The following is a 26384-nucleotide window of genomic DNA, read 5'->3' as shown; positions in this document are numbered from 1 at the left end:
CCGAGGCTAAGGCTCACGTCCGCGCCGCGCGGTAGCGCGTCATGCGGAGTTCGACGACGTTCATGATGCGGGTCAGGATGAAGACCACGGCGAAATAGATGATGCCGGCGGCAATCAGTGGCTCGAAGATCTGCAACGATTGACGCTGCAGCATCCGCGCCGTCCCCATCACCTCAAGAATGGTGATCGTGGAGGCGAGCGACGTTGTCTTCAAAAGGATGATCAGATCGCTGGTCAGCACCGGCAGGCACTGTCTGAATGCCTGAGGCAAGGTGACACGACGAAGGATCGTCCATGGCCGCATGCCGATCGACAGAGCGGCTTCGATCTGGCCGCGTGGGATCGCCTGAACCGCACCGCGGATGACCTCCGCATTATAGGACGCCTGGTTCAGGCTCAGCGCCGCGATCGCATACCAAAGCCCGTCACGCAGATAGGGCCACAGGAAGCTGTGCCGAACCCAGGTTCCCGGCAGGATCTGACCAAGGCCGTAGTAGATCAGGTAGATCTGTACCAGCAACGGCGTGCCGCGAAAGGCGAATGTGAAGGCGAAGGCGGGCCATGCCAGCAGGCGATGGCGAGAGAGCCGGGCAAGTGCCGTCAGCGTGCCGATGATCAGGCCGAAGATTCCAGCCGTTGCCGTAAGAAGCAATGTCAGCGGCGTCGCCTTGATCAGGGCAGGGAGGAAGGAAATGACGTTGGTGATCGTTTCCATCAGCGATGCCCCCTGTTCAAATGCTTCTCAAGGCGGCTGATAGCGAGAACGGATACCAATGTGATCAACAGGAAAAGCAGCGCGGTCAGGCCGTAAAAGAGAATGTACTGCTTGGTACTCGCCGCTGCGCGGTAGCCCGTATAGAGCAGTTCGCTGAAAGAGCCGAGAACGGAGATAATGGCGCTTTCCTTGGTAATGGACAGCCAGAGATTGCCCATGCCGGGCACCGCGTGACGCATCATTTGCGGGATGACGACGCGGGTTACGATCTTGCGCGGCCGCATGCCGATCGAGACTGCCGCCTCGAGCTGGCCGGGTGGAATTGCGAGGTAGGCGGACCGGAGGACCTCGGTCATGAAGGCGCCTGAAACGAAGGCAAGCGCAACGATCGCGGCCCAGAAGGGGCTGAACTGGAAGCTGTCTTCGACGAAGCCTGCGTATTTCAGAAGGCGTTCAGCGCCGCTGGCGACCGAGAAATAGAGAAGAAGGATAACCAGCAGTTCGGGGAGCGAGCGCACGACGGTCGTGTAAAGGCCGGAGATCAGACGCAGCGATCGATGTTTCGAAAGCTTGCCGGCAGCTCCGAGAAAGCCGAAGATGACGGCTACGATGTAGGAGATGATCGATACCTGGAGGGTCATCAACAGGCCCCAGGCGAAATCGTCGCCCCAGCCTTCCGCACCCCAGCCAAGCAAGCGCCAATATGAGTCCATGCGTTGTACCTGCTCGATCCGGCTTGATTTTGGCGGTCGGCCGGACGGCCCTTGGTTTTGCCGATAGTGAGGAGATCAACTGCGAGGCCGCGATGAGTCCGTTGGGCGATCTGGGGGGAAGCAGTCGGGCAATTGAGTTGACAGCTGGACGCGGCCGTAGCCGGCGCCCAGCTGTCACGCGATTACTTGCCGAAGATCCACTTATCGACGATCTTCTGCAGCGTGCCGTCCTTCTCGAGATCGGCTAGAGCAGCGTTGACCTTGCCGAGGGTATCGGCGTCACCCTTGCGGGTCGCGTAGGCAACGCCTTCGCCAAGCGTGGTGTTCTTCGGAACCTCGAGCTTCACTTCGTAGTCGGCGCCGGCGTCCGTCTTCAGGAAGGTCTGGATGTAGAGATCCGGGATGAGGACATAGTCGACGCGACCGGCCACGAGATCGGCGACGGAATTGTCGGCGGTGTCATAGCTCTTGGCTTCGGCGCCGGCCAGGTATTTGCCGACATAGGCGGCCTGGACGCTCGAGGTCTGCACGCCGACGATCTTGCCGGAAACGATTGCCGGGTCGACGATTTTGCCCGAACCATCGGGAGCATCGACCGTGGTGATCTTGGTGCTGTCGGATTTGGCGCCAACGAAGGACGTGCCTTCGGTGTAGTAGGGCGTGCTGAAATCCACAACCTTGCGACGGTCATCGGTGATCGAGAAGGCGCCGATGATGAAGTCGACCTTCTTCTCGTTCAGTGACGGAATGAGACCATCCCATGCCATCTGCTTGATGTCGCACTTGGACTGCAGCTTTGCGCAGACCGCGCGCGACAGGTCGGCTTCAAGGCCTTCCCATTCGCCGGCGGCGTTGACCTGCGTGAATGGCATGTAGGGCTCGGGCGTCATGCCGAGGCGGATCGTATCCTCGGCATGTGCGAGACCTGCGGACAAAAGAAGCGCTACACCGGCGACAATCTTCGTTGAGAAGCTGTGCATACTGTTCTCCCTGTTTTTTTGTTGAGGTTGTTATCGGCCGTTGCGGTACCAGCGCAGCGACATGCAGGACAGGCCCGCATCAATCTTTCCGATCTGCGTTGTCTTCATCGGCACGACCTTGTAGCCGAGCTTGTCGAGCATCTCGATCGTGCGCGGGAAATCCGAGCCGACCATGACGACGTCATTGACGCGCAGTGCGTTGGCGGCCGGCTCTTCGCCTTCCGGAATGATGATCTGCTTGAAGTCCTTGAAGACGCCGGAGCGGGCGAGGCGTGCCGTCGAAAGCACGCTCTCGTCGTCGAGCAGCGAGCAATCGGTCTTGAAGTGCAGAACGCCTTCAGGCGTTGCAACGATCTCAGCCTTGCGACCGAGCTTCTCGATGCAGGCGGAGAGAGCCTCGGCACCGACCTTGTCGGTACGCGCAGAAAGGCCGATCATCACGCTCTTCGGTGTGGTCAGCACGTCGCCGCCGTCCGCAAAGCCAGGGGTCGGCAGATCAAGAACGGTCTCGAACATGTCGCGGAGGGTCGGAGTGATCTCGGCGGTTTCGCCGACGCGGCTTTCGGCACCCGGACGAAGCAGGATCGCGCCTTCCGTAAAGACGAGCGCGGGGTCTTCTACGAAGATCGAGTCCGGAAAGGCTTCGAGCGCAGGAAGGATCGTCACCTCGACGCCGGCGTCGCGCATGGCGGCGATGTAGGCATCATGTTCAGACTTCACGCCTTCATAGGTGGGATTGCCGCGATCGTCGGCGCGAAGGCCGTTGACAACGGTCCGCGACGGCTCGCGCACGATGATGGAGTTGAACTGAAAAACTGATCTGGCTTGCGACATTTCCGAGTACCTTTATTTTCGTAGGGCTTCTCTATCCGGCTCAACCGGCTGCGTAAAGCAATTGTGTGGCTGCCGGTTCGCGACGCGACAGGTGGATGCCAGCGAGCATGCAGCGGACCGATCCGCCGGCCAGTTCGATCGTCGAAACATCGAATGGCAGCAGCTTCGTCGTCTCCCCTATCGCCTCGACCTGCGCCGAATCCAGAGCAGCGAGGGCTCTTGCCGACAGCACGACCAGTCGGCCATCCCGTCCGTCGAGTTCGATCGCGTTCCCGGCGAAGTTCTCGATCTGCTCGATCGAAAGCTCGGTGACCTTGCGGCCGGTTTCTTCGAGGCGGGCGACGATTTCGCGTCGGCGGTTCTCATCCTTGATCATCCCGGATCCAAGGAGAGCGAAGTCAGTCCCGATGCACATCAGCACGTTAGTGTGGTAGATCGACTTGCCGTGGCGGTCGACGGCGTCGAACACCATCGGCTCGAAATTGAAGTGCGTGCAGAAGCGCTCGAGAGCGACCTCGTTGGTGCGGTTGGAGCGGACCGCATAGGCAACCCGGCCGATATGGTCGAGTACCATGGCGCCTGTGCCCTCGAGATAGACATGGTCCTTCTCGAGACCCGAATAGTCGATCACGTCCTGGACGCGATAGTCGGTCTTCAGCATTTCGATCACGTCCGAGCGACGTTCGGACTGACGGCTGGCGGAGTACATCGGGTAGATGGCCACATGGCCGCCGGAGTGCGTGGAAAACCAGTTGTTCGGAAAGACGGAGTCGGGTGTGGCAACCGTCTCATCCTCGAACACATGGACAGTCACTCCGGCCGCAGCCAGGCCCTCGGCCATCCGTGTCACTTCACCGAACGCGGCGGATGCGATCGCTGCTGCCGCCCGCTTTTCGTCGCTGGACTGAAACGAGTTGTCGTTGGCGGTCATCGGATTCGGCGTGAAATGATGGGGCCGGATCATCACGACGGATTTCGGAGCCTGTACGGAAAGTCTCTTCATGGCTCAGGCAACGCTCCGCTGCAGGACGGTCTCGGGCTGGCGAAACAAGCCGTAGAGGTTCCGTGGATCCTCAGGCTGGGTAGTGAGATCGAGATCCGTGTAGAAGGCCGTTCCCTGCACGATATCGCGGAGGTAGCGCAGCGCGGAGAAGTCCTCGGTCGCAAATCCCACGGAATCGAAGATCGTGATCTGCTCGTCGGAGCGACGACCGCTCGCTGCGCCGGTCATGACCTGCCAAAGCTCCGTAACCGGGAAGTCCGGTGCCATCTGCTGGATTTCGCCCTCGATGCGGGTCTGTTCCGGGAATTCCACGAAGACATCGGCACGCCGCAGGATATCGCCCTGCAGCTCGGTCTTACCGGGGCAGTCGCCGCCGACAGCGTTGATGTGCACGCCGCCGCCGACCATGTTGTCCGAGAGGATGGTCGCATTGCGCTTGTCGGCCGTGACAGTGGTGATGATGTCAGCACCGGCGACAGCCTCTTCGGCTGTTGTAGCAACGAGGACGTCGAAGTCCTTATCGCCAATGTTGCTCAGGAACTTCGACACGGCATCGGCGTCGATATCGTAGACGCGCAGGCTCTTGATGCCCAGAAGAGCGCGAAACGCCAGCGCCTGAAACTCCGACTGGGCGCCGAGGCCGATGATCGCCATCGTGCGGGAGTTCTTGCGGGCGAGATATTTCGCGGCCAGTGCCGAGGTCGCTGCGGTGCGAAGGCCCGTCATCAGCGTCATTTCCGATACCAGGCAGGGATAGCCCGTGCTCACATCGGATAGCACACCGAAAGCGGTCACGGTCTGGAGGCCGGCGCTCGGGTTTTTGGGATGGCCGTTGACATACTTGAAGCCGTAATGCTGACCATCGGAGGTCGGCATCAGCTCGATCACACCCATCTGGGAATGACTGGCAAGGCGAGGAGTTTTCTCGAACTGTTCCCAGCGCCGAAAATCCGCTTCGATATAGTCTGCGAGACCAAGCAGGAATGCCTCGATGCCGACGGATCGGACCAACTCAACGACATTGCTGACGCCTACGTATTGAACCACGCTTACAGCTCCTCAGGACATTTGTTAGGGAGCAGCGTAGGTACACATAGCGCGAGTTAAAATTCGAAAATCGCGGAAAGTTGAACAAAAAATCTGGCAAAATGCTAGGTGAAGCTGTACAAATTGCCATGCACATTTTCGACGATCTCGATCACCAGCTGATTTCCATTCTGCGCGAAGACGGACGGGCGCCGCTTTCGAAGCTCGCGACCATTCTGGGTGTCTCTCGCGGCACGATCCAGGCAAGGCTCGACCGGCTCCTGCAGTCGGGTGCCGCGCTCGGATTTACGATCCGGGTTCGTCAGGATTACGAGGACGGTTCGATACGGGCGATCATGATGATCGAGGTGCAGGGCCGCTCGACCACCAAGGTCATCAAATTCCTGCGCGGCCTGCCGGAACTCTATGCACTGCATACCACCAACGGCTCATGGGATCTCGTCGCGGAAATCCGGGCAAACAGCCTGCATGATTTCGATCGCGTGCTCAGGGAAGTTCGCACCGTGGAAGGGGTCCTCAACAGCGAGACGAGCATATTGCTGAGCAGCGTCTAGCCGTCACCGACAGGTTCCGGGCCTAGAGGAGGACCTGAGACAATCCGCCGTCCCCTCTGAAGGCCTTGAAGGCACCGAGCGATCGCAGGGAGCGGCCATCGTCGATTGCCGCGAGGTCCAGGATGATCGTATTGGCGATCGTCATCGGAACGACGAGCGATTGCGACTCGCCAGCCCCGCCGCGCGATACGGAGATCCGATGGTGCGGGGCAGGGTCGATCCGGGCGCTGCGAAGATCGGTGAGCGCTAGGACCTTCGCATCCTTCTCCGCCGCGACCTTGCGGATTTCTTGAATGAGCGGGGATACCCGTCTGAAGGCCAGCAGCCAAACGACGTCGTCCTGCCTCAAGGTGGCCAGCAGTTCGGGCAGTTGGTGCATCTGGTTGCCGAGATCGATCGCCTCGTAGCCGGAGCGATTGAGCCGCAGGGATATGAGCGAGGACAGCGCGGCCGAATGCCCGCGCCCGAAGATCAATACCCGCCGGCAATCCCGCAATGCTTCGGAAAATACGCGAATCTCGGCGTCGGACACGGCGTTACGTACCTGCTGCAGGGCTGCGATTTCACTGTCGAGCACGGAAGCAAGCAACGACCCTTCCTCGGCGCGAACAAGGCGCGCGGCCATGCGCGCCGCCGGGTTCTCAAAATCCCCGCCGCCCTCCATAAGGTTCGCCTGGAGAAATCCCCTGAACTCCGGATAGCCCTTGAAACCAAGCCGACGAGCGAGGCGGACCGCCGAGGCGGGGTGGACGCCGGCACGGGAAGAGACATCCTTGCCGTTCTCCATAGCCGCCCGGATCGGATCTCGTATCAGGACATCGAGGAGCCGGGTATCAGCCTCCGTCAGCTTGGTCGAGTTGCGAGCAATGAGATCGCCGAGGAGTTTGGGCATGTGGTCCTGCGTGGTCATGTCTTCCCTTGCCTGCTCCCGGTATCAGCGTCCGGCGACGCGCATGGATGCGCCAACGTCCTGAGCACCCAGATCGACCCTGTTTCCACTCTCGCTGTCGAAAAAGACCGCACGCTCAAGATCGCATGTCACCCAGAATGCATCGGTGTTGCGCGGAACATTGCTGCGTTGACTGGTGAGCGTCAAACGTCCGGCCGGGCTGTCGCAGTGGAGGATGATGTCCGAACCGGTCATTTCTGACAATGCGAGTTTGACCGGTATGGCCGGTCCGGCCGGTTCTCCGACGTGGACCGTCATGCTCTCCGGACGCAGGCCCGCTGTCAGGTCCCGTCTTCCCTGCCAGCCGGGCAACTTTTCGACGGGAAGGAAGTTCATGGCGGGAACGCCCAGAAAGCTTGCGACGAAGCGATTGTGGGGGCGATCGTAGATCGTGTAGGGCGTATCAAATTGCAGGAGGTTTCCGTCTTTCATGACGGCGATCCTGTCGGCGAGGGACAAAGCTTCGGTCTGGTCGTGTGTCACATAGACGATGGTCGCCCCAAGCTGGCGATGCAGTTCCTTGATCTCGGTGCGCATCGCGACGCGCAGCGAGTTGTCGAGATTTGACAGCGGCTCATCCATCAGGAAAATCGAGCTGTTGCGCGCCATAGCGCGTCCCATCGCAACGCGCTGGCGCTGGCCGCCCGACAGTGCGCCCGGTTTTCGATCGAGGTAGGGCAAGAGCTGAAGGGTTTGGGCGACAGTTTCGGCGCGGGCGTTACGTTCTCTTTTCGGCATGCCACGCAGCTCGAGGCCGAAGGCAATGTTCTCGCGGACCGTCATATGAGGATAAAGCGCGTAGTTCTGGAAGATCATCGCGATATCTCGGTCCTGGGGAGCAAGGTCGTTTGCCCGCCGACCGGCGATTTCGATGTCGCCCTGCTCGCAGCGTTCAAGCCCGGCGATCAAACGCAGGAGCGTTGATTTTCCGCATCCCGACGGGCCGACAATGACGATGAATTCGCCGTGCCTGATATCCATCGACACGCCGTGCAGAATTTCCGCTCCGCCGGGATAGGACTTCCTGACGTCCCGCAGTCTGATGCCGCTCATTGTGCGGTCTCCTGACGAAGATCGCGGATTGCGATAGCGAGGCTCGGACGATCGGTGGTGAAGACCTTAGCGTTCAACGACAGCGCACTTTTGATCTGGGCGGCGTTGTGGGCGCCCCAGCAACCGAAATCGATGCCGACATCATTGACCATCCGCGCCAGTTCGACATCGGCGGTGTCAACGTGGACCCCGATCTCGGGTATCGCGTGGCTCTGGGCGAGGCGGACGACTGCCTTATCCCCGACTTGGCGCAGAACCGGCGGGCTCACAAGCCATAGCCGTGGGCGATCCGTTGCCGAGGCAAGCGCGTCCAAGGTCGCGACTTGGAAGGAGGAGAAGACTGTTCGCTCCAACATCCCGTTGTTCGCTAGGTGCTCCACGACGCGAGGCACGAAGTCCGCATAGGGCCGCCCCTCGGCGTCGGGTTTGATTTCACAGCGAAAATCGACCTTGCTGCCGGCATAGATCGCGCACAATTCGTCCAGCGAAATCGGATGCCCACCGGCGCCGTAGTTGATGGTGGCGGCGCGGACTTCGGCCTCGGTCAGCTTGCAGATTTCGCCGCTGCGGTCCGTGGTGCGATCGAGCGTCGCGTCGTGATGGACCATGATCGCGCCATCGGATGTGGGATGCAGATCGAACTCCAGCTCCTCCAGCGGCATCAGTGCCGTTGCCCGGAAGCCTTGAGGGGTGCTGTCGCCGAACTCGAGCGTTCCGCCGCGGTGAGATGCGATGCGTGTCATCGTATGCTTGTCCTTGTTCATTGATTACTTGACCGCGCCCATGGTGATGCCGCGCACGAGGTGACGTTCGACAAGCAGAAATCCGAGAAGGACCGGTAGAATGGTAAGGGTGGATGCGGCCATGACCAGCGGCCAGTCGATCAGCCCTTCGCCGGGGTTGATGCGATAGAGGCGCGCGAGCCCGATCTGCAGGGTGTAGAGATCTTCCTTGCCGACAGCGACGAGCGGCCAGATGTAGTTGTTCCATTCGGTAATGAAGATATAGAGCCCCATCGAGAAGATCGCGGGTTTCGCAATTGGAACGATGACCCGCCAGAGCACCTGCAACGGTGTCGCCCCGTCCATGTAGGCGGCCTCGTCCAGCGCTTTCGGAATACCCTTGATGTACTGGCGCAGGAAGAACGCGGCGAATCCGTTCGAGACGGATGGCAGTATGAGGCCGGCGTAGCTGTCGAGAAGGCCGGCCTTGGCAAGCGTCAGATAGTTCGGGATCAGGCTGATGTGGCTCGGGATCATCAGTGTTGCCACCGTTGCGCCGAACAGGAGATTGCCGCCGCGAAACTGGAAGCGCGCGAAGGCGAAGGCGGCCATGGTTGCAATCGTGATGCCGAGCAGGGTGACTATCCCCGATACGATAATGCTGTTCAGCAGGTACCGCGCGAAATTGTACTCGGCGACCGCCCGCAGATAATTGCCTGCCGTGAACTCCACGCCACCGGCGTAATAGGCATGCGCCGTCTGGAAAGACATCCAGATCGAATAGAGGACCGGCAACAGGAACAGGAGACCGGCAGCCAGCGCCAGACCTGTCAGGAAAGGATTGTTATGCTTCATAATGCACCCTGCGACCGATGATGCGGGATTTGATCAGCGCCAACACGATCAGGAAAATGAACAGCAGAACGGCGAGCGCCGAGCCTCTGCCGATATCGAAAAGCTCGAAGCCGACGCGATAGAGCAGGTTTACGAGCATGTCCGTTGCGCCTGCCGGGCCGCCATGCGTGATGATGTTGACGATGGTGAAGACCTGAAAGGCCTCGATCACCGAGATGACCAGCAGGAAGTAGGTCGTTGGCATCACGAGCGGTATGGTGATGCGCCGGAAGACATGGAAGCGCTTGCCGCCATCGACGGCAGCAGCGTCGTAGAGTTCCTGCGGCACGGCCTGCAGTCCGGCGATATAGATCACGATATCGTAGCCGAGCTGCTTCCAGGTATTGACGAAGATCAGGACGCAGAGGGCCAGCTGTGGGACCTGTAGCCAGGCGACTTTTCCGAAGCCCAACCATGTTAGAACCGAGTTGACCATCCCGTAGTCGGTGGAGAACACCCATGAGAACACGACGGCGATCGATACCGCTGATGTCACCGAGGGGAGAAACAGTGCACCTCGAAGCAGGCGGGATGGCAGCGTTTCTCTAACCAGATAGGTGGCGATCACAACTGCCAGACCGAGCCTCAGCGGTACGGAAATGAGTGCAAAGATCGCCGTGACGGTCAGCGCGTTCCAGAAGTCGCGGGACGTCAATAGCAGCCGGTAATTCTCCAGCCCGACGAATGGCATGTCCGAGGACAGGAAATCCCAATGTCGAAAGCTGAGGTTCACGCTTTCGAAGATCGGAACGTAGGTAAACACCGCGATGAAGGCGATCAGCGGTGCGACAAGCATGTAGGGTGTAAGGATACGAAGCATGGGATCGATCTATGAGGACGGCATGCCCAAACGGGCACACCGTCCTGCCGTTGGAACTCAGTTGCTGGCGCGTTTGGCTTCGTCGCGGGTCTGCGCGGCGAAGTCTTTTATCGTTTCCTCAACACCGCGCTGGCCGAGCGCCATGGCTTCCCACATCTTGTATTCGGTGGTGCGCATCCAGGTGACGACGGGCGGACGAGCGCGGCCATGGGCAAACTCGAGCTGCTTGATGGCGACATCGATGCCGGGCTGCGTGGCCAGCGCATCGACGGCAACCGGCAGGGCGGCGCTCTTCTTGTTGATCGGCAGGTAGCCGGTCGCGGCAAACCAGATCGCATTCGCTTCCGGCGAGGCGGCGTAGCTGATGAACTTGTAAGCGGCGTCCTGAACGTCTTTCGAGGATGTCGACAGGATGCCGATGCCGGCGCCGCCGATGGGAACCGAGCAGGTCTTGTTGCACGGCATCGCCCGAACCGCGAGCTTGTCGCCGAGCGCCTTCCTTGCGCCGCCGTAATCACCCGTCGAGTTCAAGGAAATGCCGACCTTGCCTGCATAGAAGGCATCGCGACCGACATCTTCGTCGGTGACGCCATCGGGCGAAGCGACCTTTTGTTCATGCACCAGCGAAGCCATCCACTGGTAAGCCTCGATGGTGTTCGGCTTGTCGAGCAGCACCTCGTCGGTCTTTGCATCGAGGAGTTCGCTGTCGTTCGACATCACGAGGCCCCAGCGCGCAAACTGCCCAGGCGCCGCGATGCCACTGATGCCTTCCGATCCTAGCTTCTCGGTGATCGTCTTCGAAACGGCGAGAATGTCGTCAAAAGTCTTTAGCGAAGGCTCGCTCGTGTAGCCGGCGCGCGCAAGGATATCCTTGTTGTAGTAGAGCACGGGCGTCGAGGAATTGAACGGCACGATGTAGTTTTTGCCCTTGTAGACACCGACCTCACGCGCATAGTCGTAAAGGTCGGCCTTCAGGGGATCGGCATCGAAGTAGGGTGTCAGGTCGATGAGAACGCCGCGATCGGCGAACAGTCCGTAACGGGTGACCTCCATGATGACGGCATCGGGCGCGCGGCGCGCAGGGATAGCTGCCTGCAGTTTGGTGACGATGTCGTTGTAGTTTCCGATGAATTCGGCCTCGACGTGAATCTCCGGATTGGCGGCCTCGAAATTGCCGATAATTTGCTCGAGCGCCTTGCCGTTCGCCTTGCTAAAGCTGTGCCAGAACTTGACCGTGGTCTGCGCTTGAGCCGAGCCGACGACCGAGAACAGCGCGACAGCGCTTGTGGCGATGATGGTTTGCAATCTTGATGGCATCAAAATTCTCCTCTGCAAAAGAAATTGCACAACGTTCGTCATGCAAATAGGCCGAGGCTGAGACAGTTTTTTGAATGGGACGTGAAGCTTTGATGACAATGGGCGCCGAGGGGCCGGTGATTAGAATCCCTCCAGGGTACCGGATCGGAGACTTCTGACCTTGAGAGAGGGGATCGGGTGGCCTAGTTGCTTGTCTGTGCAGGCTTGGCGTCTGCCATGCCGGAGGAACGTCGATCTTCAAGGACAGCAAAAAAGCCAGCGGGTATGCGTTCACGCTGCTGGCGGTGTTCATCTTCGCGATCCAGGACAGTTTCTCGAAATATCTCGGCGAGCGCTATTCACCGATCTTCATCACGATGATCCGATACTGGGTTTTCGCGGCATTCGTTATCCTGCTCGCGTCGCGACGCCCCGGGGGCATTCGCGCGGTGGTGGCAACGAAGCGGCCGGTTCTCCAGATCGCGCGGGGTGTGCTGCTGGTCGCGGAAATCGCGATGTTCGTTTACGGCCTTGCCCACACGGGGCTTGCCATCACGCAGGCGATCTTCCAGGCGTCACCCCTGATCGTCACGGTACTTTCGATCCCGTTTCTCGGCGAACATGTTGGTTGGCGTCGATGGCTCGCCGTCCTAGCAGGCTTGTTCGGCGTGCTGCTGATCATCAATCCGGCAGGCAGCCAATTCAGCATCTTTCTGCTGCTACCGCTGACATGTTCATTCATGTTCGCCACCTATAGCGTCGCGACACGGGCCGTCAGCCGGCATGATCAAGCCGTCACGAGCCTTTTCTATACGGCCGTTGGCGGCGCCGTCGCCATCTCGCTGATTGGTCCATTCCATTGGTCTCCGATCGCGCCGTCGGATTGGCTGGTCGTTGGAGCGCTGGGTCTCTGCGGCGCTGTCAGCCACTATTGCCTCATCCGCGCCTACGACACCCTGCAAGCGTCCGATGTCCAGCCGCTCACCTACCTGCAGCTCGTCGTCGGCGCGGTCATCGCCGTGCTGTTCTTCAATGAAACGCTGAGCTGGAACATGCTGCTTGGAGCAGCCATCGTCGTGAGCGCCGGATTGTTCACGATGTGGCGAGAACCGCGCGCGCACTCCAAGAACAACCCCGCCAGCCGGTCAGGCATGATGCCCTGAGGCCCAAGCTTTTCACGATCGCGTGAGGCGGCGGGCTTTCGCCAGGCAGGCGACGGCAAATGCGGGATCGACCCTTTGTTGAGCCGCGCGTTTGGTCTAGACGCGAGTTAATTCCCATACGCAGGCCCAGCCTCGGGCCGATGAAAGCCCCCATGCATAGCGTTCATACCGACCAGGAAAGTGTCCTGCGTCATCCCGGATACCTCAATTTCGCTGCATCGCGCGTCCTGTCCTCGCTCGCTTTTCAATCGATGGCCGTGGCGATGGGCTGGATGATCTACGATCAGACGGGAAGCGCCTTTGCACTCGGTCTGGTCGGATTCTGCCAGTTCCTGCCGATGGTCATATTGACCTTCGTGGTCGGCCAGGTTGCCGATCGCCTCGATAGACGCCGTATCGGCCTCGTCTGTCAGGTGGTGGAAGGTGTAACCGCGCTGGTACTGGCGCTTGCTGCCTGGCAGAATATGCTGAGCGCGACCGGCATTCTCATCGCCGTCGCAATTCTGGGCACAGCCCAGGCCTTCGAGCGGCCGACAATGGCGGCGCTGCTTCCGACGGTAGTCCCCGCGAACCTGCTGCAGAAATCGATTGCGACCACGACATCGATGATGCAAACCGCCCTGGTCATCGGACCATCGCTCGGTGGTCTTCTCTATGGCATCGACGCGGTTGCACCCTTCGCGCTTTCCTTCGGACTATTCCTGATCGCGAGCATCAACGTCATATCGATCAAAATGGAGCGGTTGGCGCCGGTTCGTCAGCCGGTCACCCTGCAATCGGTCTTCGCAGGCGTGTCTTTCATCCGAAGCAAGCCCGTCATCCTCGGCACGATTTCACTCGATCTCTTTGCCGTGCTCCTCGGTGGAGCGACGGCCCTGCTGCCCATGTTTGCCCGCGACATCCTGCATGCGGGGCCGTGGGGGCTTGGTCTTCTCCGCGCGAGCCCGGCAATCGGCGCGGTCGTCATGTCGATCTATCTCGCACGCCATCCCCTGAAGACAGGCGCCGGCCGTAAGATGTTCCTGGCCGTTGCCATATTCGGCGTCGCGACCATCGTCTTCGCGCTGTCGCAGAATATCGCGCTGTCGATCGGGGCTCTTTTCGTTGTCGGCGCGTCGGACACGATCAGCGTCGTCGTTCGCAGTTCGCTCGTGCAACTGCTGACGCCGGACGACATGCGCGGCCGCGTCAATGCCGTCAATTCGCTGTTCATCGGCACCTCGAACCAGTTGGGTGAATTCGAGTCCGGCATGCTCGCGGCACTTCTCGGGCCTGTCATGACGGGTGTCGTCGGGGGACTGGGCACGATCATTGTCGTGCTTCTCTGGATCAGGCTTTTCCCGGATCTTGTCCGGGTCAAAACTTTGACGGGCGAATAGGGTATCATCCTTGGCCGACCGCCCTACAAGCGTGGATTTCATCCATCGAGACTGTTATCTGTTCGATGGTTGCGGCTCCGATCAGAGAGGGCGACACCGTCCTTTCACGAGGTAGGTATCATGTCTGGCGTGACGGACCTGCAAACTCTGCTTGCGACCCTGGAACCGAAGCTTCTTCAAGGCGAGTTCGTCTTTGCGGCAGCGCCGCCAGATTCAATGGAAGCCTGCATCCTACTTAAACCTCTCGGCGTCTTCGCAGAGGCGGAGGGGCTGACCGTTATACTACCGACCGACGTCGGCGCGAAGACAGGCTGGCCGCTCAGTTCTCCCTGCCGATGTATCTCCATGACGGTGCATTCGTCCTTGGAGGCTGTTGGCCTGACGGCTGCGATGGCCGGGGCGCTTGCTGCCCAGGGCATCAGCGCCAACGTGATCGCTGGCTATTACCATGACCATATCTTCGTGCCAGCCAAGGATGCGGAGCGGGCAATCGCGACACTCCGCGCGCTTGCCCAAGACGCTGCCGCCACGCGATGACACCTCCCTGACACCGGCATTAGATGGCTGCTGCATCGTCTTTCCGCGTTGACCACAATGCCGTGGCGAGGCAAACCGTTCGGCACGCGCGCAATCGAACGGAACCACCAGGACATGAACAGCCACATCAAGCCGGTCGAACTCTCAAAGGCTGGCCGCCTCGTCAATCACGGTCCGACGGTGCTGGTGTCGGCTCGTCACCAGGGCGTCGACAACGTGATGGCGGTCGCATGGTGCTGCGGTCTGGATTTCGATCCGCCGAAGCTGACTGTCGTGCTCGACAAGATAGCTCACACCCGCAGCCTTATCGAAGCCAGCGGCGCCTTCGTCGTTCAGGTGCCGACGTTCGAACAGGTCGGTTTGACCAATGATGTCGGCACGCTCAGTCTCCGCGCGGAGCCGGATAAACTGACCCACGCCAAAGTGCCTTTGTTTGAAATGCCCGGTCAGAATATGCTCTTCGTCGAGGGATGCTCCGCCTGGCTCGCCTGCAAGGTGATCAACGAACCTCACGTCCAGCAAGAATATGACCTCTTCGTTGCCGAGGTCACCACAGCATGGGCCGACGACCGGGTTTTCCACGGCGGGCGGTGGCATTTCGAAACCGCAGAGCAGAAATGGCGTAGCATCCATCATGTTGCCGGCGGGCATTTCTATGCAATCGGCGAAGCGGTGAACGCCAAGACCCGGTGAGCGCGTGGTTCCGATTTGTCGTGTTCGGCATCCGTCGTCAATCCTAGGTAGCAAAAGGCGCCAACTCGACGATTGGTCCTGGCAGCAACGGCAACTTCTCCTCACCGGGCTCCGCCTCGCTGGGCATACTCCAATGATCCCGTTGCCCTACACTATTTGAAGTGGGACCTAAGTCCGTGGCCGGAACTGCCAAATTCTGCTAGCTATTTCGGACAACAGGGAGGACGCCATGACTGCAGCTCGCGAATTCGAAATCGCACGTGCACGCAGCCTGACGGTGGAAGACAGACGCTGTCTGATAACCCGCATCTTGCAGCAGTTGGAAACCTACAGGGACGTGACGCTCCGGGATGTGCCCGCGGAAAAATGCATATGGATCGATCGGCTGATCGCATCCGTTTCTGCAAGGCTGCCGGAGATCGTTGCCATGGAGGAAGAGGAACTCCAGAACATACTGCGCGGTTTCCAGAAGCTACTGGCGACGTTGAATGACATCTCACAGTCTGAGGGGATACCCCCAACGAGGCATTGAAAGCGTCCGCTGCGTCGTTCTTCTCGAATGCCGTCATCGTTCCATGACAAGCCGTGTGTATTGATCCGCCCCAACTTATCTTCCGAGAAGAGGGCGACGATCGATGGCAACTCTAAGACAGGTTGCGTTGCGGGCAGGGTGCTCGTCAGCGACCGCGAGCCGGGTCCTGAATTTGAGCGGGCCGGTCAGCCAGGCGACCGCGCTTCGGGTGCGGCGGGCGGCAGCGGAGATCGGTTATGGGTTCGGCGCTCCCTTCACGCGCAATACCCGACGCCCCGTTATCGGTGTCCTGGTGCCGAGCGTTACCAATCCGGTCTTCGCTTCTTCTCTTTCAGGCATACAGAACCGCATGTTGGCCGCCGGCCATAGTGTTCTGATTGCCCAGTCGAACTATGACCCAGACCAGGAAGCGCATGCTGTCACCAGTTTGCTGGGCGAGCGACCGACCGGTCTCATCCTCACGGTCTGCGACGGCGGCACCAGTCTTGCGGCCGAGCGCGACCTGCCACCGACCGTGCTTCTCGGCAGTTCACCAAGCGAGCGCTTTCCCGCGGCGGTGACCGTCAACAACTACAGGGCAGGGCACCGGCTGACCGAATTCCTGCTGTCGAAAGGGCATAGAAGAATTCTCTATGTCTCCGGCAACTTCGCCGCCTCTGATCGGGCGCTATTGCGATATCACGGATATCGGAAGGCGATGGAGGAGGCGGGGGTAGGGCCGCTCGCTGCGATCGAGACGTCCTTCGTCAGCGGCTACGACCAGCTGGATCTCGGTCGCGCCCTGCAGGCCCATCGACCAACTGCGATCATCGGCTCGAACGATCTGATCGCGCTTAGCGTCATCGGCGCGGTACGGCGCGAGGGGCTTTCCGTTCCAGGCGATGTCTCTGTCGCGGGGTTCGACGGCATCGCGATCGGCAAGCTCATCGATCCACCGCTGACGACCATCGAGATGCCGGACGCCATCATGGGGACGACGGCAGCGTCGCTCCTGCTCGATATCGCCGAAAACAATGCGCCGCGCCGGCATCTCGAGCTCTCCTATGCCCTGCGTGAAGGAGGCACCGTGCGAACCCTTGAGCAAAGCGAAACCGCCGCAACCCTCTGGCGCGGCGGTCCCCGGTATCATGCGTGATGCGTCTTAGCTGCGCGGCAGCATGCCTTCGACATCGGCCGCTGCGTCGTCAAGCGCTTCCTTCGGTTCGGCCGAGCCGTCGACGATGCGGGACAGGTTGTCGACGATGGTCTGGGTAACCTTGACGCCATTCGATCCCGGGAAGGCATACCACGGAATCATCCGCGGCATCTGGCTGAGGCCGGCCTGGAAAAGCGGGTTCTTCTTGTAGAAGTCACCGAGATATTCGGCCGACTTGGCGGCGAGCTCGTTGTTCGGGACGTAGCCGGTGCCAGGCACGACGACCGAAGCGCCGTAAGGACCGGCGGCGAACTTCGCGAACTTCCAGGCGGCTTCCTGCTTTGCGGTGTCATGGGTCAGGATGACGACGGCGTTGCCCCCCGTCGGCAGGTGGCCCTTTTCAGGATCGATCAACGGGATCTTCGCGGTGCGCAGGTCGAACTTCTTGCCGACATTCTTGATCGTGTTGACGAGCGCGCCAGTCGTCTGGAACTCGAACCCAACCTTGCCGGCGGCAAAAGCCTGCTCGCCTGCCGGCTTCGTGAACACCGGCATTCCACCTTCCTTGACCATGCGGGCGATCAGGTCGACGGCCTTCTGGCCTTCGGGACCGTTGAAGGCCACCTTCTGTTCGTCGGGGCTCAGCATCGATCCGCCGGCGCCGAAGAGCAGCGCCGAGAACATCCAGTCGTCGCCCTGCCAGCGGAAATCGATACCGTCGACGCCATTGCCGAGGGCCTTGATCTTGCCACCGAGCGCGATGACTTCGTCCCAGGTCCTCGGCGGGGTATCAGGGTCGCCACCGGCAGCCTTCACCAGATCGGCGTTGTAGTACATGATCGGGTTCGAGGTCGCGAAAGCGAGTCCGACCTGCTTGCCGTTGACCTGGGCGAGCTTGAGAATGGTGTCGGAGAAACCCTGCTCGGCCATGTTGCCCTCTTTCTGGACAATCGGCGTCAGGTCGACAGCGACATTGCGCGCGTCGAGCATGCGAAGGCGGTTCAGGCCGATGAAGGTGAGGTCGGGCATTTCCGAGGTGCCGGCCTGGCGCAGGATGAGCTGGATGCCATCCTCATAGGTCGCGGACGGGGCGGCGAACTGGATCTTGATGTCCGGGTTTTCTTCCATGAACTTCTTCGAGACCGTGTCCATCACGTCCTTGAAGAAACCTGGCATGGGATAGTGCACGGTCAGCGTTGTTTCGGCATAGGCTGGCAGGGCCGCAGCCATCGACAGCGTAGCCGCTGCGAGGAACTTGGTGAAATGCTTCATCGCTGGTTCTCCTGGGTTCGACCGGTCAGCCTTTGAGACCGGTCATGGTTATGCCTTCGACGAAGCGCTTCTGGGCGAACAGGTAGGCTGCGACGAGAGGGATGGTGATGATGATGGTGGCCGCCATCAGCGCCCCGTAGTCGTCACCGGCTTCCGCGGCGCGGAAGTTCATGAGACCAAGCGGCGGCGTGGCGAATTGCGGCTTGCTGATCACGATCAGCGGCCAATAGAGATCGTTCCAGTGCGCGACGACCGAGAAGATCGCGAATGCGGTGACCGCCGGCCATGCGTTCGGCACGATCACGCGGGAGATGATGCCGAGTTCCGACATGCCATCGAGCCGCGCGGCATTGATGAGATCGTCAGGCATGGCGCGGAAGAACTGCAGGAACAGGAAGATCGCGAAAACCGAAATCGTGAACGGCGCGACCAACGCGGTATAGCTGTTGAGCAGCGAGAGCTTTTCGAAGCCGACATAGAGCGGCAGCGCCGTGGCGTGGATCGGCACAAGAAGCCCCAGCATGACGAGCGCCATCATGGTGCGCGCGGCGCGGAAACGCAGCTTGGCCATGGCGTAGGCACACGGAATGGCGACGACCACCTGAAAGAAGAAGATCAGCGCGCAGACGAGCACGCCGTTCCACAAGAGCCGGCCCATATCAACCTTCTCGAGCGCCTTGCTGAAATTCTCCAGGTAACGGAACTGCTGCGGGATCAGCGACAGGGCAGCGGTAAAGATATCGTCCTGCGCCTTACCGGCCGTGGATATCATGAAGATGTAGGGGGCCAAAAAGACGATGGCGCCGAGGATCAGGAGCGCCAGGCGCAACACGCGACCGGGCGTCGGGCGAGACTGTGTTCTCATGTGTAGTGCACCCGCCGGTCGAGGATACGGTACTGAAGGAACATCAGCACGACGAGAATGGCGAGAAAGACCATGGTCATGGCGGAGGCATAGCCGACCTTCATGTACACGAAGCCTTCCTGGTAGATGGTGAAGAGCAGCACCTCGGAGGCATGGTTCGGGCCGCCATCCGTCAATGTCTTCACGGTCTCGAAGGTCTTCACGGCATTGGTGATGCTGATGATGACGACGAAAAGCGTCGTCGGCCCGAGCATCGGCCAGGTTACGAGCCGGAAGCGGTCCAGCGGCGATTTCGCGCCGTCGATTTCGCCTGCGGCATAGAGCTCCCGCGGGATCGCGGTCAGTCCGGCAAGAAACAGCACCATGTTGAAGCCGATCGACTGCCAGATGCCGATGATGGCAAGGCTGTAGAGCGCGGTGGATGAGCTGCCGAGCCAGTTAAGCTTGGGAAGGCCGACGAGGCCGGCCAACGCGTTGATCGGACCGATGGTCGGATGAAACAGATACTGCCAGACCGTTGCCATCGCGACGATCAGGGAAACGACCGGCAGGAAATAGGCGGTACGGAAGAAGCTCTTCCCCCAGCCTTCGCTTTCGATCAGCATCGCCACGCCAAGGCCGAGCAGGATCGAAACAGGCGCGACGATCGCAGTGTAGAGCGTCGTGTTCCAGAGCGCCTTGCGGAAGATGCGATCGCTGAAGAGATGGGCATAGTTTTCGAAGCCGACGAAGCGGATGTTGCCGACGCCGAGTTCGAAATCCGTAAAGCCGAGGATCAGCACGGCAACGACGGGAAGCAGCACGAACAGGACAAGGAGCACGATTGCCGGCGCCGCGAGCAACCATGCAGTGCGCGCCTCGCTGCGTTCGTGCTGGACAGCGGCCGAAACCGATGCCGCGTGACTGATGGCGATGCTAGCCATGGGCTTTCTCCCGCGAGGCATCGGCCATCAACGGCAATGTACGCAGTCGTCGACCATCTTCGGCGAAGACCAGTGCCTTGTCCGAGACGAGCGAAAGGGCGATCTGCATGCCGGTGGAAAGACCTGCGGCTTCGGCCGGTGCGAGCTTGGCAACGATTGCTTCCCCGATTGCGTCCAGGCGGCAAAAGAGCAGGACTTCCGAGCCGAGAAACTCCGTTCGTTCGATCCGCGATGACAGAGCTCCCTGCCGATCGCCGGCGAGCTGCACAAATTCCGGACGAATCCCGAGCGTCACTTCGGAGCCGGCGAAGCCTCTGTCATCGAGCGCCAGCCTGATATCACCGAAAGCGACCGTGCCGTTCTCGACGCGGGCCGGTAGCAGGTTGATGCGCGGCTGGCCGACGAAACGAGCAACTTCGACATGGGTGGGATCGTCGTAGATCGTCTGCGGTGCTGCAAGTTGCAGCAATTCTCCGCCGATCATGACCGCGACACGGTCGGCCATCGAAAGCGCTTCGGCCTGGTCATGCGTGACGTAAACGGTCGGCACGCCGGCGCGGCGGTGAAGCTCTACGATCTCGCCGCGGGCATGAACGCGCAGATTGGCATCGAGGTTGGAGAGTGGCTCGTCCATCAGGAAGACGCTCGGATGACGCACCATTGCACGGGCCAATGCGACACGCTGGCGCTGGCCGCCCGACATCTGCGCCGGTTTGCGATCGAGCAGATGATCGATCTTCAGCGCCTTCGCCGTTTCCTGCACATCGCGTGCGATGCCGGAACGGATCGCGCGGTGGCCGGGCATGAGCGGTCCGACGAACGGAAACCGCTGTGTCCGGCTAAGCCGGCGCATCGCGAGCGGCACGGCGATGTTCTGGCCCGCCGTCAGGTGGGGATAGAGCGCGTAGGACTGGAAGACCATGGCGATGTTGCGGTCTGCCGCCACGACGCCCGACATTTCGCGGCCGTCGATGCTGATCTCGCCGTTATCAGCATGGTCGAGGCCGGCGAGAATCCGAAGGAGCGTGCTCTTTCCGCAGCCGGAAGGGCCGACGAGTGCGATGAACTCGCCCGGCTGAACATCCAGGCTGATGCCCTTGAGAATGGCGTTGGCACCGTAGGATTTCGAAATGCCCTTGAGGGAGAGCGCGCTCATTGCGCCGGCTCCTTCTGCACCTTGTGAGCCTCGTGCGGATAGACCTCGGCAACGATGTCATCGAGCACATGTGCCACCATGCCGGGAATAGCGACGATCTGGCTGGTCACGCGCTGATCGAGCTCGTGAACGACAGCACCGATAAGCTTCTCGCCCGGCATGTCGCGTTCCATGCCGCCGAGGATGAAGGCGGCGGACGGCCCCCAGACGAGCGAGGTGTCGAGGTGCCGTCCAGCCCATGCCCAATGCAGGTGGCCACTGGCGAACAGCGCAACGTCGTTGGCTGCGATCAGATCGAAGAGCCTTCGGCGCTGTGCGGGACGAACGCTCCAGTAGCCGGTGTCGCCCTCATCGGGCGCGTCGACGAAAAGCGGCTTGTGGGCGAACATCGCGACGCGCCGGCCGGAGCGCTCGGCGAGCGTCTTTTCCAGCCATTCGAACTGCGCTTCTTCTTCGGCGTCCTCGAAGCCGAGGAGCAGGCTGTCGATGCCGATCAGCCGCCAGTCGGCGATATCCTCGGCCCAATAGTCCGCCCCGACCACGCTGCGCCAGCGCCCTAGCCGGACTTGATCGACCGGTTGCAGGGAGCCCGGAAGATGTCCGACGTCATGATTGCCGGGCACGAGCAGCATGGGAATGGAAACCTGCCGCATCAGATCCATGCAGAAGCGCAGATCTTCTTCCTTGTCGGCACCATCGACGGAGAGATCGCCAGTATGCACGATCAGGTCCGCACCGCTCTTCTCAAGCCATTCCTTCAGAGGCTGCCAGTTGCCGTTGAAATGCGGCTTTGACGGGCTGAAATGGGTATCGGTGATCTGAACAATCTTCACGGCGGGGCTCTCCAGTTCGATGCGCCCCGCCGGAAAACCGGCGCAGCGCTTTAAGCTGCCGCCTCTTTAGTGCCCCCGAATGTCAGGCCGGTAACAACCGTTTCCACCGCTCTTCCAATTGTGTCATCGGATCGTCACATGGCCGGCGGCGGGAGCTGGTTACCGCTCATGGGACCGAAGTCCCGTATGTCGTTTCCAGCCGATGCGACGTGAAACCTTTCCATTTTTGAGCCGTTGTCGTGTTATGATCGACACTGAATTGGGTCCGAAATCGGTCAAGGGTGCCAAGCCCGGCGACGCCGAGAGCTTGCGCCGAGACAAGCCATCGACGGCCGAAGCAGAGCCGCCCCCAGAGGGTATCGAGCCTGATCCTCAATGGACGCCCGAAGAAGCTGAGCAGGCGCGGAAGAAGTATCTGCTGACGCGCTTCTGGATCAGTGCACGGGGATATTGGACCCGTCACGGAGACAAGCTGGCCTGGCCATGCACGATCGCGCTGCTCGCACTGATCTGCATCAATGTCGGCTTCCAGTATGGGATCAATGTCTGGAATCGAGCGATTTTCGACGCTCTTGAGCAGCGCAATGCGGATACGGTGTATTATCTCAGTGCTGTCTTCCTGCCGCTCGTGCTTGGCAGTATCGCGTTGGTCACCACGCAGGTCGCGCTGCGGATGGCAATCCAGCGCCGCTGGCGTTCCTGGCTTACCACAGCAGTTATCGCCCGCTGGCTGGCAAACGGCCGATACTACCAGCTGAACCTCATTGGCGGCGACCACAAGAACCCAGAGGCACGCATCGCCGAGGACCTGCGGATAGCGACCGAGGCGCCTGTCGATTTCGTCGCCGGTGTTATCGTTGCATTTCTGTCGGCTTCGACCTTCATCATCGTACTCTGGACCATCGGCGGCGCCCTGCACCTGACGATTGCAGGTTCCACTGTCACCATTCCCGGCTTCCTTGTCATTACCGCGGTCATCTACGCCGGCATCACCTCCAGCTCGATGGCGGTGATCGGCCGGCATTTCGTCCAGGTGTCCGAGGTCAAAAATCAGATCGAGGCGGAATTTCGATACACCCTGACGCACGTGCGTGAGAACGGCGAAAGTATCGCCCTTCTCGGCGGTGAGGAGGAGGAACGAAACGATCTCGAAAAGACCTTCGGTAACGTAATCAAGCAATGGGCGCTGCTCGCACGCCAGCACATGCGCACAACGCTTGTCTCGCAAGGATCGAGCCTGTTTGCGCCTGTGGTCCCTGTTCTTCTCTGTGCGCCGAAGTTTCTCGAAGGCAGCATGACGCTTGGGCAGGTCATGCAGGCAGCCTCGGCTTTCGCCATCGTTCAGGGTGCGTTCGGGTGGCTGGTCGACAACTATCCACGCCTTGCCGATTGGAATGCCTGCGCCAGGCGTATTGCTTCGCTCATGATGTCGCTTGACGGCCTCGAGCGCTCAGAAAAGAGCGATGCCTTGGGGCGCATCAGACGCGGCGAAACCGAAAGCGACGTGGTACTCAGTCTCAATGATCTCTCGGTGTCGCTCGACGATGGCACCGCCGTGGTCAAGGAAACCCAGGTCGAGATCGAACCCGGCGAGCGCGTGTTGGTGGCCGGTGAATCCGGCACCGGCAAGAGCACGTTGGTGCGTGCCATCGCGGGCCTCTGGCCCTGGGGTGGCGGCAGCGTCAATTTTCACGCCGACCGGCAATTGTTCATGCTTCCGCAACGACCCTATATCCCTTCAGGAACCCTTCGGCGTGCGGTCGCCTATCCCGGGGCTGCGGATAGATGGGCGTCGGAAAAGATCAAGGAAGCACTCGACAAGGTTGGGCTCAATTACCTGGCCGACAAGATCGAGGAGGATGCGCCCTGGGACCAGACATTGTCCGGGGGCGAGAAGCAACGGCTCGCATTCGCGCGTCTCCTGCTCCACAATCCCGATATCATCGTGCTGGATGAGGCGACATCGGCGCTGGACGAGAAAAGCCAGGACAGGATGATGCAGATGGTGATCCGCGAATTGCCGAAGGTCACCATCATCAGCGTAGCACACCGAGCCGAGCTGGAAGCCTTCCACAGCCGTAAAGTCACCTTGGAGCGGCGTGAAGGCGGCGCGAGGCTTGTCAGCGACGTTGATCTGGTTCCGCACAAGAGAAAACGGAACTTGCTCCTGCGGCTTGTCGAAAAGCCTCTTCCGAAAGGTAACGGATCGCGTTCGCCGGTGAATTGACTGAACTGACGTTGCTGTCGTGATCGCCACCGCATCATTACCCACAGTGAGATGAAATGGAATTTCAACCGGCCCAGACGTCCGACCTTGTCGAGGGAGCGTCAACGGCTCACCTAGGGTTCGAACGCGAACACCTTCCTCCAATCCTCCTTCATGTCCACAACGAGCCAGTTTCGTCTGGTCGCTTCATCTAGAGCCTTGTCGAGCTTTCCGAACGGGGATTGCCGATCGTAGGCGTATTCGCGATCGGCGTCCGTGTGATGAACGATCATCGCGAACCCGTGTCCTTCGGCGGCTGTCACCCAGCGAAGCATCTCATAGTCGCCGTCGGAGTTGCCCGCGACGAAAATCGGTCTACGGCCAATGAATTTGTTGATGCCCACGGGTTTTCCCGGGCCGTCATCGATGAAGTCGATCTTCGGCAATCGCCGCAGGACCGGAACATCGTCGACGATCGCATATTGTGTCGTTATCGTACTGCCGACGACCTGCTGCGGCGGAATTCCATAGAGCTTCTCCGTCACGGGCCGCATGAACTCCACCCCGCCGCCGGAAACAATGTAGGTCGCAAACCCATTGGCGCGCAGATAGTCGAGGAGCTCCCGCATCGGGAGAAACGTCATCTCAGTGTAGAGCTTGCCGGTTTTGGGGTGCTTTGCGGTTATAAACCACTCGGTGACGATCTTGTTGAATTCGTCGGTGGTCATCCCGGCATGCGTTGCCATCCCCATCTCGACGATGCCCTTCTCGCCGCCTTTGGCAATGCCCTTCAGGTCTCCGGCGAGTATGCTCTTGAACGGCTCCTTCGTTTTCCACTCCGGATGCTCGGGCGCAAGCGCCTTGACGCGGTCCAGGATGAAGCCGAGCTGGATGTAGAAGGGCTGTTCCGTCCACAACGTGCCATCATTGTCGAAGACGGCGATCCTGTCCTGTGGCGCGACGTAACCGTTTCCGCCCTCGGTCGTCGTGGCCTTCACAAAGTCGATGATGCGCTGTTTGGCGGCGGTATCGTTCCAGGATGGAAGCGTTTCCTGGCTTGCGGCGGGCCCTGACAGGGCGATCACCGAGAGGAAAGCGGCGCATGCTATTCCTGTTAGCGTCCGCAAGGCTTTCATCGCGGTTCTCCCTGGCTCGAAACTCTCTTCACGCAGCGGAATCCAACATGGCTGGTCGACGTATCCTCAGGCTCCGCATGCCGCGCGGCGGGCCGGTATCGCCGGCAGTAGTTGGGCGCGCAGAGATGCGAGCCCCCTTTGAGGACGCGACGCGCAATCCTGATATCCGGCTGGCGCGGGTCATAGCTCGTTTCTGCTTCGCCGCCGCGGGGATTGGAGGGAATGCAGCAGGAATGCTTCGCGGGCTCCGGATGTCGTGTCGTCCAGTAATCGGACGTCCACTCCCACACATTTCCGATCATGTCGTAAAGGCCATAGCCGTTTGCCGGAAAGGACTTCACGGACGAGGTGCGCTCAAGGCCCTTTGCCTTGGTCGACCGTGTCGGAAAGATGCCCTGCCAGGTGTTCGCCATAGCCTTGCCATCGGGCATGAATTCGTCACCCCAGGCGAATTCACTATCCGATCCGCCGTGTGCGGCGAACTCCCACTCCGCTTCGGTCGCAAGGTCCAGTCCCGCCCAGTCCGCGTAGGCCTTGGCGTCCGACCATGCGACGTGGACAACCGGATGGTCGAGCTTGCCGCGCAAGTCGCTCAGGCCGCCGAGCGGCTTGCGCCAGCTTGCGCCGAATTTGAAGGTCCACCATTGGGAAATATCCGGGCCGTCAACGCTTTTCGGCTGCACGAAAAGCAGGGAGCCAGCGCGTAGCATTTCCGGAAGAGCGCCTGGATAATCCTTCGGATCCGGCGCCTTTTCCGCCACCGTCACATGCCCGGTTGCCTTGACGAATTCCATGAATTTTCGATTGGTGACGGGCGTCTCGTCGATCCAGAAGCCATCCACACTGACCGGATGAGCCGGCGCTTCCTCCGGATAGTGGCGATCCGATCCCATCACGAAGGTGCCTCCGGGGATCCAGATCATGTCGTTGGGCGCTTTACTGTCGTCGAATGCCAATGCCATGCTTGCTCTCCG

General features: G+C 60.4%; 27 protein-coding genes. 8 read left to right on the top strand and 19 right to left on the bottom strand.

The features are described from left to right. Window positions 1–13: 13 nt before the first annotated feature. From ASE04_RS15145 to ASE04_RS15120, 6 genes are all read right to left on the bottom strand, one after another. A complete protein-coding gene (locus tag ASE04_RS15145; RefSeq protein ID WP_056818605.1) occupies window positions 14–715 on the bottom strand; it encodes an ABC transporter permease in 702 nt (233 codons plus the stop codon). Then, entirely contained in the window at window positions 715–1428 is a 714-nt protein-coding gene (locus ASE04_RS15140; RefSeq protein ID WP_056818603.1) for an ABC transporter permease, read from the bottom strand. Before ASE04_RS15140 ends, ASE04_RS15145 begins: the two co-directional genes overlap by 1 nt. Before the next feature lie 182 nt (window positions 1429–1610). After that, window positions 1611–2408, bottom strand: a complete 798-nt coding sequence (locus ASE04_RS15135; RefSeq protein ID WP_056818601.1) for a transporter substrate-binding domain-containing protein — start codon at window positions 2406–2408, stop codon at window positions 1611–1613. Window positions 2409–2438: 30 nt separating this feature from the next. After that, window positions 2439–3242: a dimethylarginine dimethylaminohydrolase family protein gene (locus ASE04_RS15130; protein ID WP_056818599.1), complete on the bottom strand. Its 804-nt coding sequence runs from the start codon at window positions 3240–3242 to the stop codon at window positions 2439–2441. 40 nt (window positions 3243–3282) lie between these two features. Beyond that, window positions 3283–4245, bottom strand: coding sequence for a citrulline utilization hydrolase CtlX (ctlX, locus tag ASE04_RS15125; protein WP_056818596.1), 963 nt, complete (start codon window positions 4243–4245; stop codon window positions 3283–3285). A 3-nt stretch (window positions 4246–4248) separates the two neighbouring features. Next, entirely contained in the window at window positions 4249–5292 is a 1044-nt protein-coding gene (locus ASE04_RS15120) for an ornithine cyclodeaminase (RefSeq protein WP_056818592.1), read from the bottom strand. Between the two features lie 128 nt (window positions 5293–5420). Between ASE04_RS15120 and ASE04_RS15115 the strand changes: the two genes are divergently transcribed. Continuing rightward, window positions 5421–5846: an Lrp/AsnC family transcriptional regulator gene (locus ASE04_RS15115; protein ID WP_056818590.1), complete on the top strand. Its 426-nt coding sequence runs from the start codon at window positions 5421–5423 to the stop codon at window positions 5844–5846. Window positions 5847–5868: 22 nt separating this feature from the next. Here the strand turns inward: ASE04_RS15115 and ASE04_RS15110 are convergent, their stop codons facing one another. From ASE04_RS15110 to ASE04_RS15085, 6 genes are read right to left on the bottom strand one after another with little or no spacing between them, the layout of a single operon-like run. Next, window positions 5869–6756: a MurR/RpiR family transcriptional regulator gene (locus ASE04_RS15110; protein ID WP_056818588.1), complete on the bottom strand. Its 888-nt coding sequence runs from the start codon at window positions 6754–6756 to the stop codon at window positions 5869–5871. A 24-nt stretch (window positions 6757–6780) separates the two neighbouring features. Next, the gene (locus tag ASE04_RS15105; RefSeq protein WP_056818586.1) at window positions 6781–7848 is read right to left on the bottom strand and encodes an ABC transporter ATP-binding protein; all 1068 of its coding nucleotides are present in this window, start codon (window positions 7846–7848) and stop codon (window positions 6781–6783) included. Next, window positions 7845–8591, bottom strand: a complete 747-nt coding sequence (locus tag ASE04_RS15100; RefSeq protein ID WP_056819110.1) for a glycerophosphodiester phosphodiesterase family protein — start codon at window positions 8589–8591, stop codon at window positions 7845–7847. Before ASE04_RS15100 ends, ASE04_RS15105 begins: the two co-directional genes overlap by 4 nt. Window positions 8592–8615: 24 nt before the next feature. After that, window positions 8616–9425, bottom strand: coding sequence for a carbohydrate ABC transporter permease (locus ASE04_RS15095; RefSeq protein WP_056818584.1), 810 nt, complete (start codon window positions 9423–9425; stop codon window positions 8616–8618). Beyond that, a complete protein-coding gene (locus ASE04_RS15090) occupies window positions 9415–10284 on the bottom strand; it encodes a carbohydrate ABC transporter permease (protein WP_056818582.1) in 870 nt (289 codons plus the stop codon). Before ASE04_RS15090 ends, ASE04_RS15095 begins: the two co-directional genes overlap by 11 nt. A gap of 57 nt (window positions 10285–10341) precedes the next feature. Further along, a complete protein-coding gene (locus ASE04_RS15085) occupies window positions 10342–11601 on the bottom strand; it encodes an ABC transporter substrate-binding protein (protein ID WP_056818580.1) in 1260 nt (419 codons plus the stop codon). Window positions 11602–11834: 233 nt separating this feature from the next. Here ASE04_RS15085 and ASE04_RS15080 point away from each other — a divergent pair, with 233 nt between their 5' ends. From ASE04_RS15080 to ASE04_RS15055, 6 genes are all read left to right on the top strand, one after another. Beyond that, the gene (locus ASE04_RS15080; RefSeq protein WP_056818579.1) at window positions 11835–12743 is read left to right on the top strand and encodes a DMT family transporter; all 909 of its coding nucleotides are present in this window, start codon (window positions 11835–11837) and stop codon (window positions 12741–12743) included. Between the two features lie 152 nt (window positions 12744–12895). Continuing rightward, window positions 12896–14122 (top strand): MFS transporter, encoded by a 1227-nt coding sequence (locus ASE04_RS15075; RefSeq protein WP_156408802.1) that lies wholly within the window; start codon window positions 12896–12898, stop codon window positions 14120–14122. A gap of 120 nt (window positions 14123–14242) precedes the next feature. Next, window positions 14243–14659 (top strand): ACT domain-containing protein, encoded by a 417-nt coding sequence (locus tag ASE04_RS15070; RefSeq protein ID WP_056818575.1) that lies wholly within the window; start codon window positions 14243–14245, stop codon window positions 14657–14659. Window positions 14660–14773: 114 nt separating this feature from the next. Then, complete coding sequence (locus ASE04_RS15065) at window positions 14774–15352, top strand: flavin reductase family protein (protein ID WP_056819108.1); 579 nt, start codon at window positions 14774–14776, stop codon at window positions 15350–15352. 229 nt (window positions 15353–15581) lie between these two features. Then, on the top strand, window positions 15582–15884 hold the full coding sequence (locus ASE04_RS15060) for a hypothetical protein (protein WP_056818573.1): 303 nt from the start codon (window positions 15582–15584) through the stop codon (window positions 15882–15884). A gap of 103 nt (window positions 15885–15987) precedes the next feature. Next, window positions 15988–17019, top strand: a complete 1032-nt coding sequence (locus ASE04_RS15055; RefSeq protein ID WP_056818571.1) for a substrate-binding domain-containing protein — start codon at window positions 15988–15990, stop codon at window positions 17017–17019. Window positions 17020–17025: 6 nt separating this feature from the next. On the opposite strand, the gene ASE04_RS15050 is transcribed toward ASE04_RS15055, so the two are convergent. The 5 genes from ASE04_RS15050 to ASE04_RS15030 are packed head-to-tail and all read right to left on the bottom strand — an operon-like array spanning window position 17026 to window position 22068. Further along, complete coding sequence (locus tag ASE04_RS15050) at window positions 17026–18291, bottom strand: ABC transporter substrate-binding protein (RefSeq protein WP_056818569.1); 1266 nt, start codon at window positions 18289–18291, stop codon at window positions 17026–17028. Between the two features lie 25 nt (window positions 18292–18316). After that, window positions 18317–19156 carry a carbohydrate ABC transporter permease gene (locus ASE04_RS15045; protein WP_056818566.1) on the bottom strand — a complete coding sequence of 280 codons (840 nt, stop codon included), beginning with the start codon at window positions 19154–19156 and terminating at the stop codon, window positions 18317–18319. Beyond that, entirely contained in the window at window positions 19153–20079 is a 927-nt protein-coding gene (locus ASE04_RS15040; RefSeq protein ID WP_056818563.1) for a carbohydrate ABC transporter permease, read from the bottom strand. Before ASE04_RS15040 ends, ASE04_RS15045 begins: the two co-directional genes overlap by 4 nt. Further along, window positions 20072–21235, bottom strand: coding sequence for an ABC transporter ATP-binding protein (locus ASE04_RS15035; RefSeq protein ID WP_056818561.1), 1164 nt, complete (start codon window positions 21233–21235; stop codon window positions 20072–20074). The genes ASE04_RS15040 and ASE04_RS15035 overlap by 8 nt, the downstream gene beginning before the upstream one ends. Continuing rightward, window positions 21232–22068, bottom strand: coding sequence for a metallophosphoesterase family protein (locus tag ASE04_RS15030; RefSeq protein ID WP_056818559.1), 837 nt, complete (start codon window positions 22066–22068; stop codon window positions 21232–21234). The genes ASE04_RS15035 and ASE04_RS15030 overlap by 4 nt, the downstream gene beginning before the upstream one ends. A gap of 244 nt (window positions 22069–22312) precedes the next feature. Between ASE04_RS15030 and ASE04_RS15025 the strand changes: the two genes are divergently transcribed. Beyond that, window positions 22313–24295, top strand: coding sequence for an ABC transporter ATP-binding protein/permease (locus ASE04_RS15025; RefSeq protein WP_056818557.1), 1983 nt, complete (start codon window positions 22313–22315; stop codon window positions 24293–24295). 113 nt (window positions 24296–24408) lie between these two features. Here the strand turns inward: ASE04_RS15025 and ASE04_RS15020 are convergent, their stop codons facing one another. Both ASE04_RS15020 and ASE04_RS15015 read right to left on the bottom strand, forming a co-directional pair. After that, window positions 24409–25410 (bottom strand): HAD family hydrolase, encoded by a 1002-nt coding sequence (locus ASE04_RS15020; RefSeq protein WP_082597356.1) that lies wholly within the window; start codon window positions 25408–25410, stop codon window positions 24409–24411. After that, on the bottom strand, window positions 25407–26372 hold the full coding sequence (locus tag ASE04_RS15015; protein WP_056818555.1) for a formylglycine-generating enzyme family protein: 966 nt from the start codon (window positions 26370–26372) through the stop codon (window positions 25407–25409). Before ASE04_RS15015 ends, ASE04_RS15020 begins: the two co-directional genes overlap by 4 nt. Window positions 26373–26384 lie beyond the last annotated feature (12 nt).

It is taken from the genome of Rhizobium sp. Root708 (genome assembly GCF_001429725.1).
Classification (GTDB): domain Bacteria; phylum Pseudomonadota; class Alphaproteobacteria; order Rhizobiales; family Rhizobiaceae; genus Rhizobium.
Note: the sequence above shows the minus strand (reverse complement) of the source record. Positions and strands in the feature narration are given on the sequence as shown.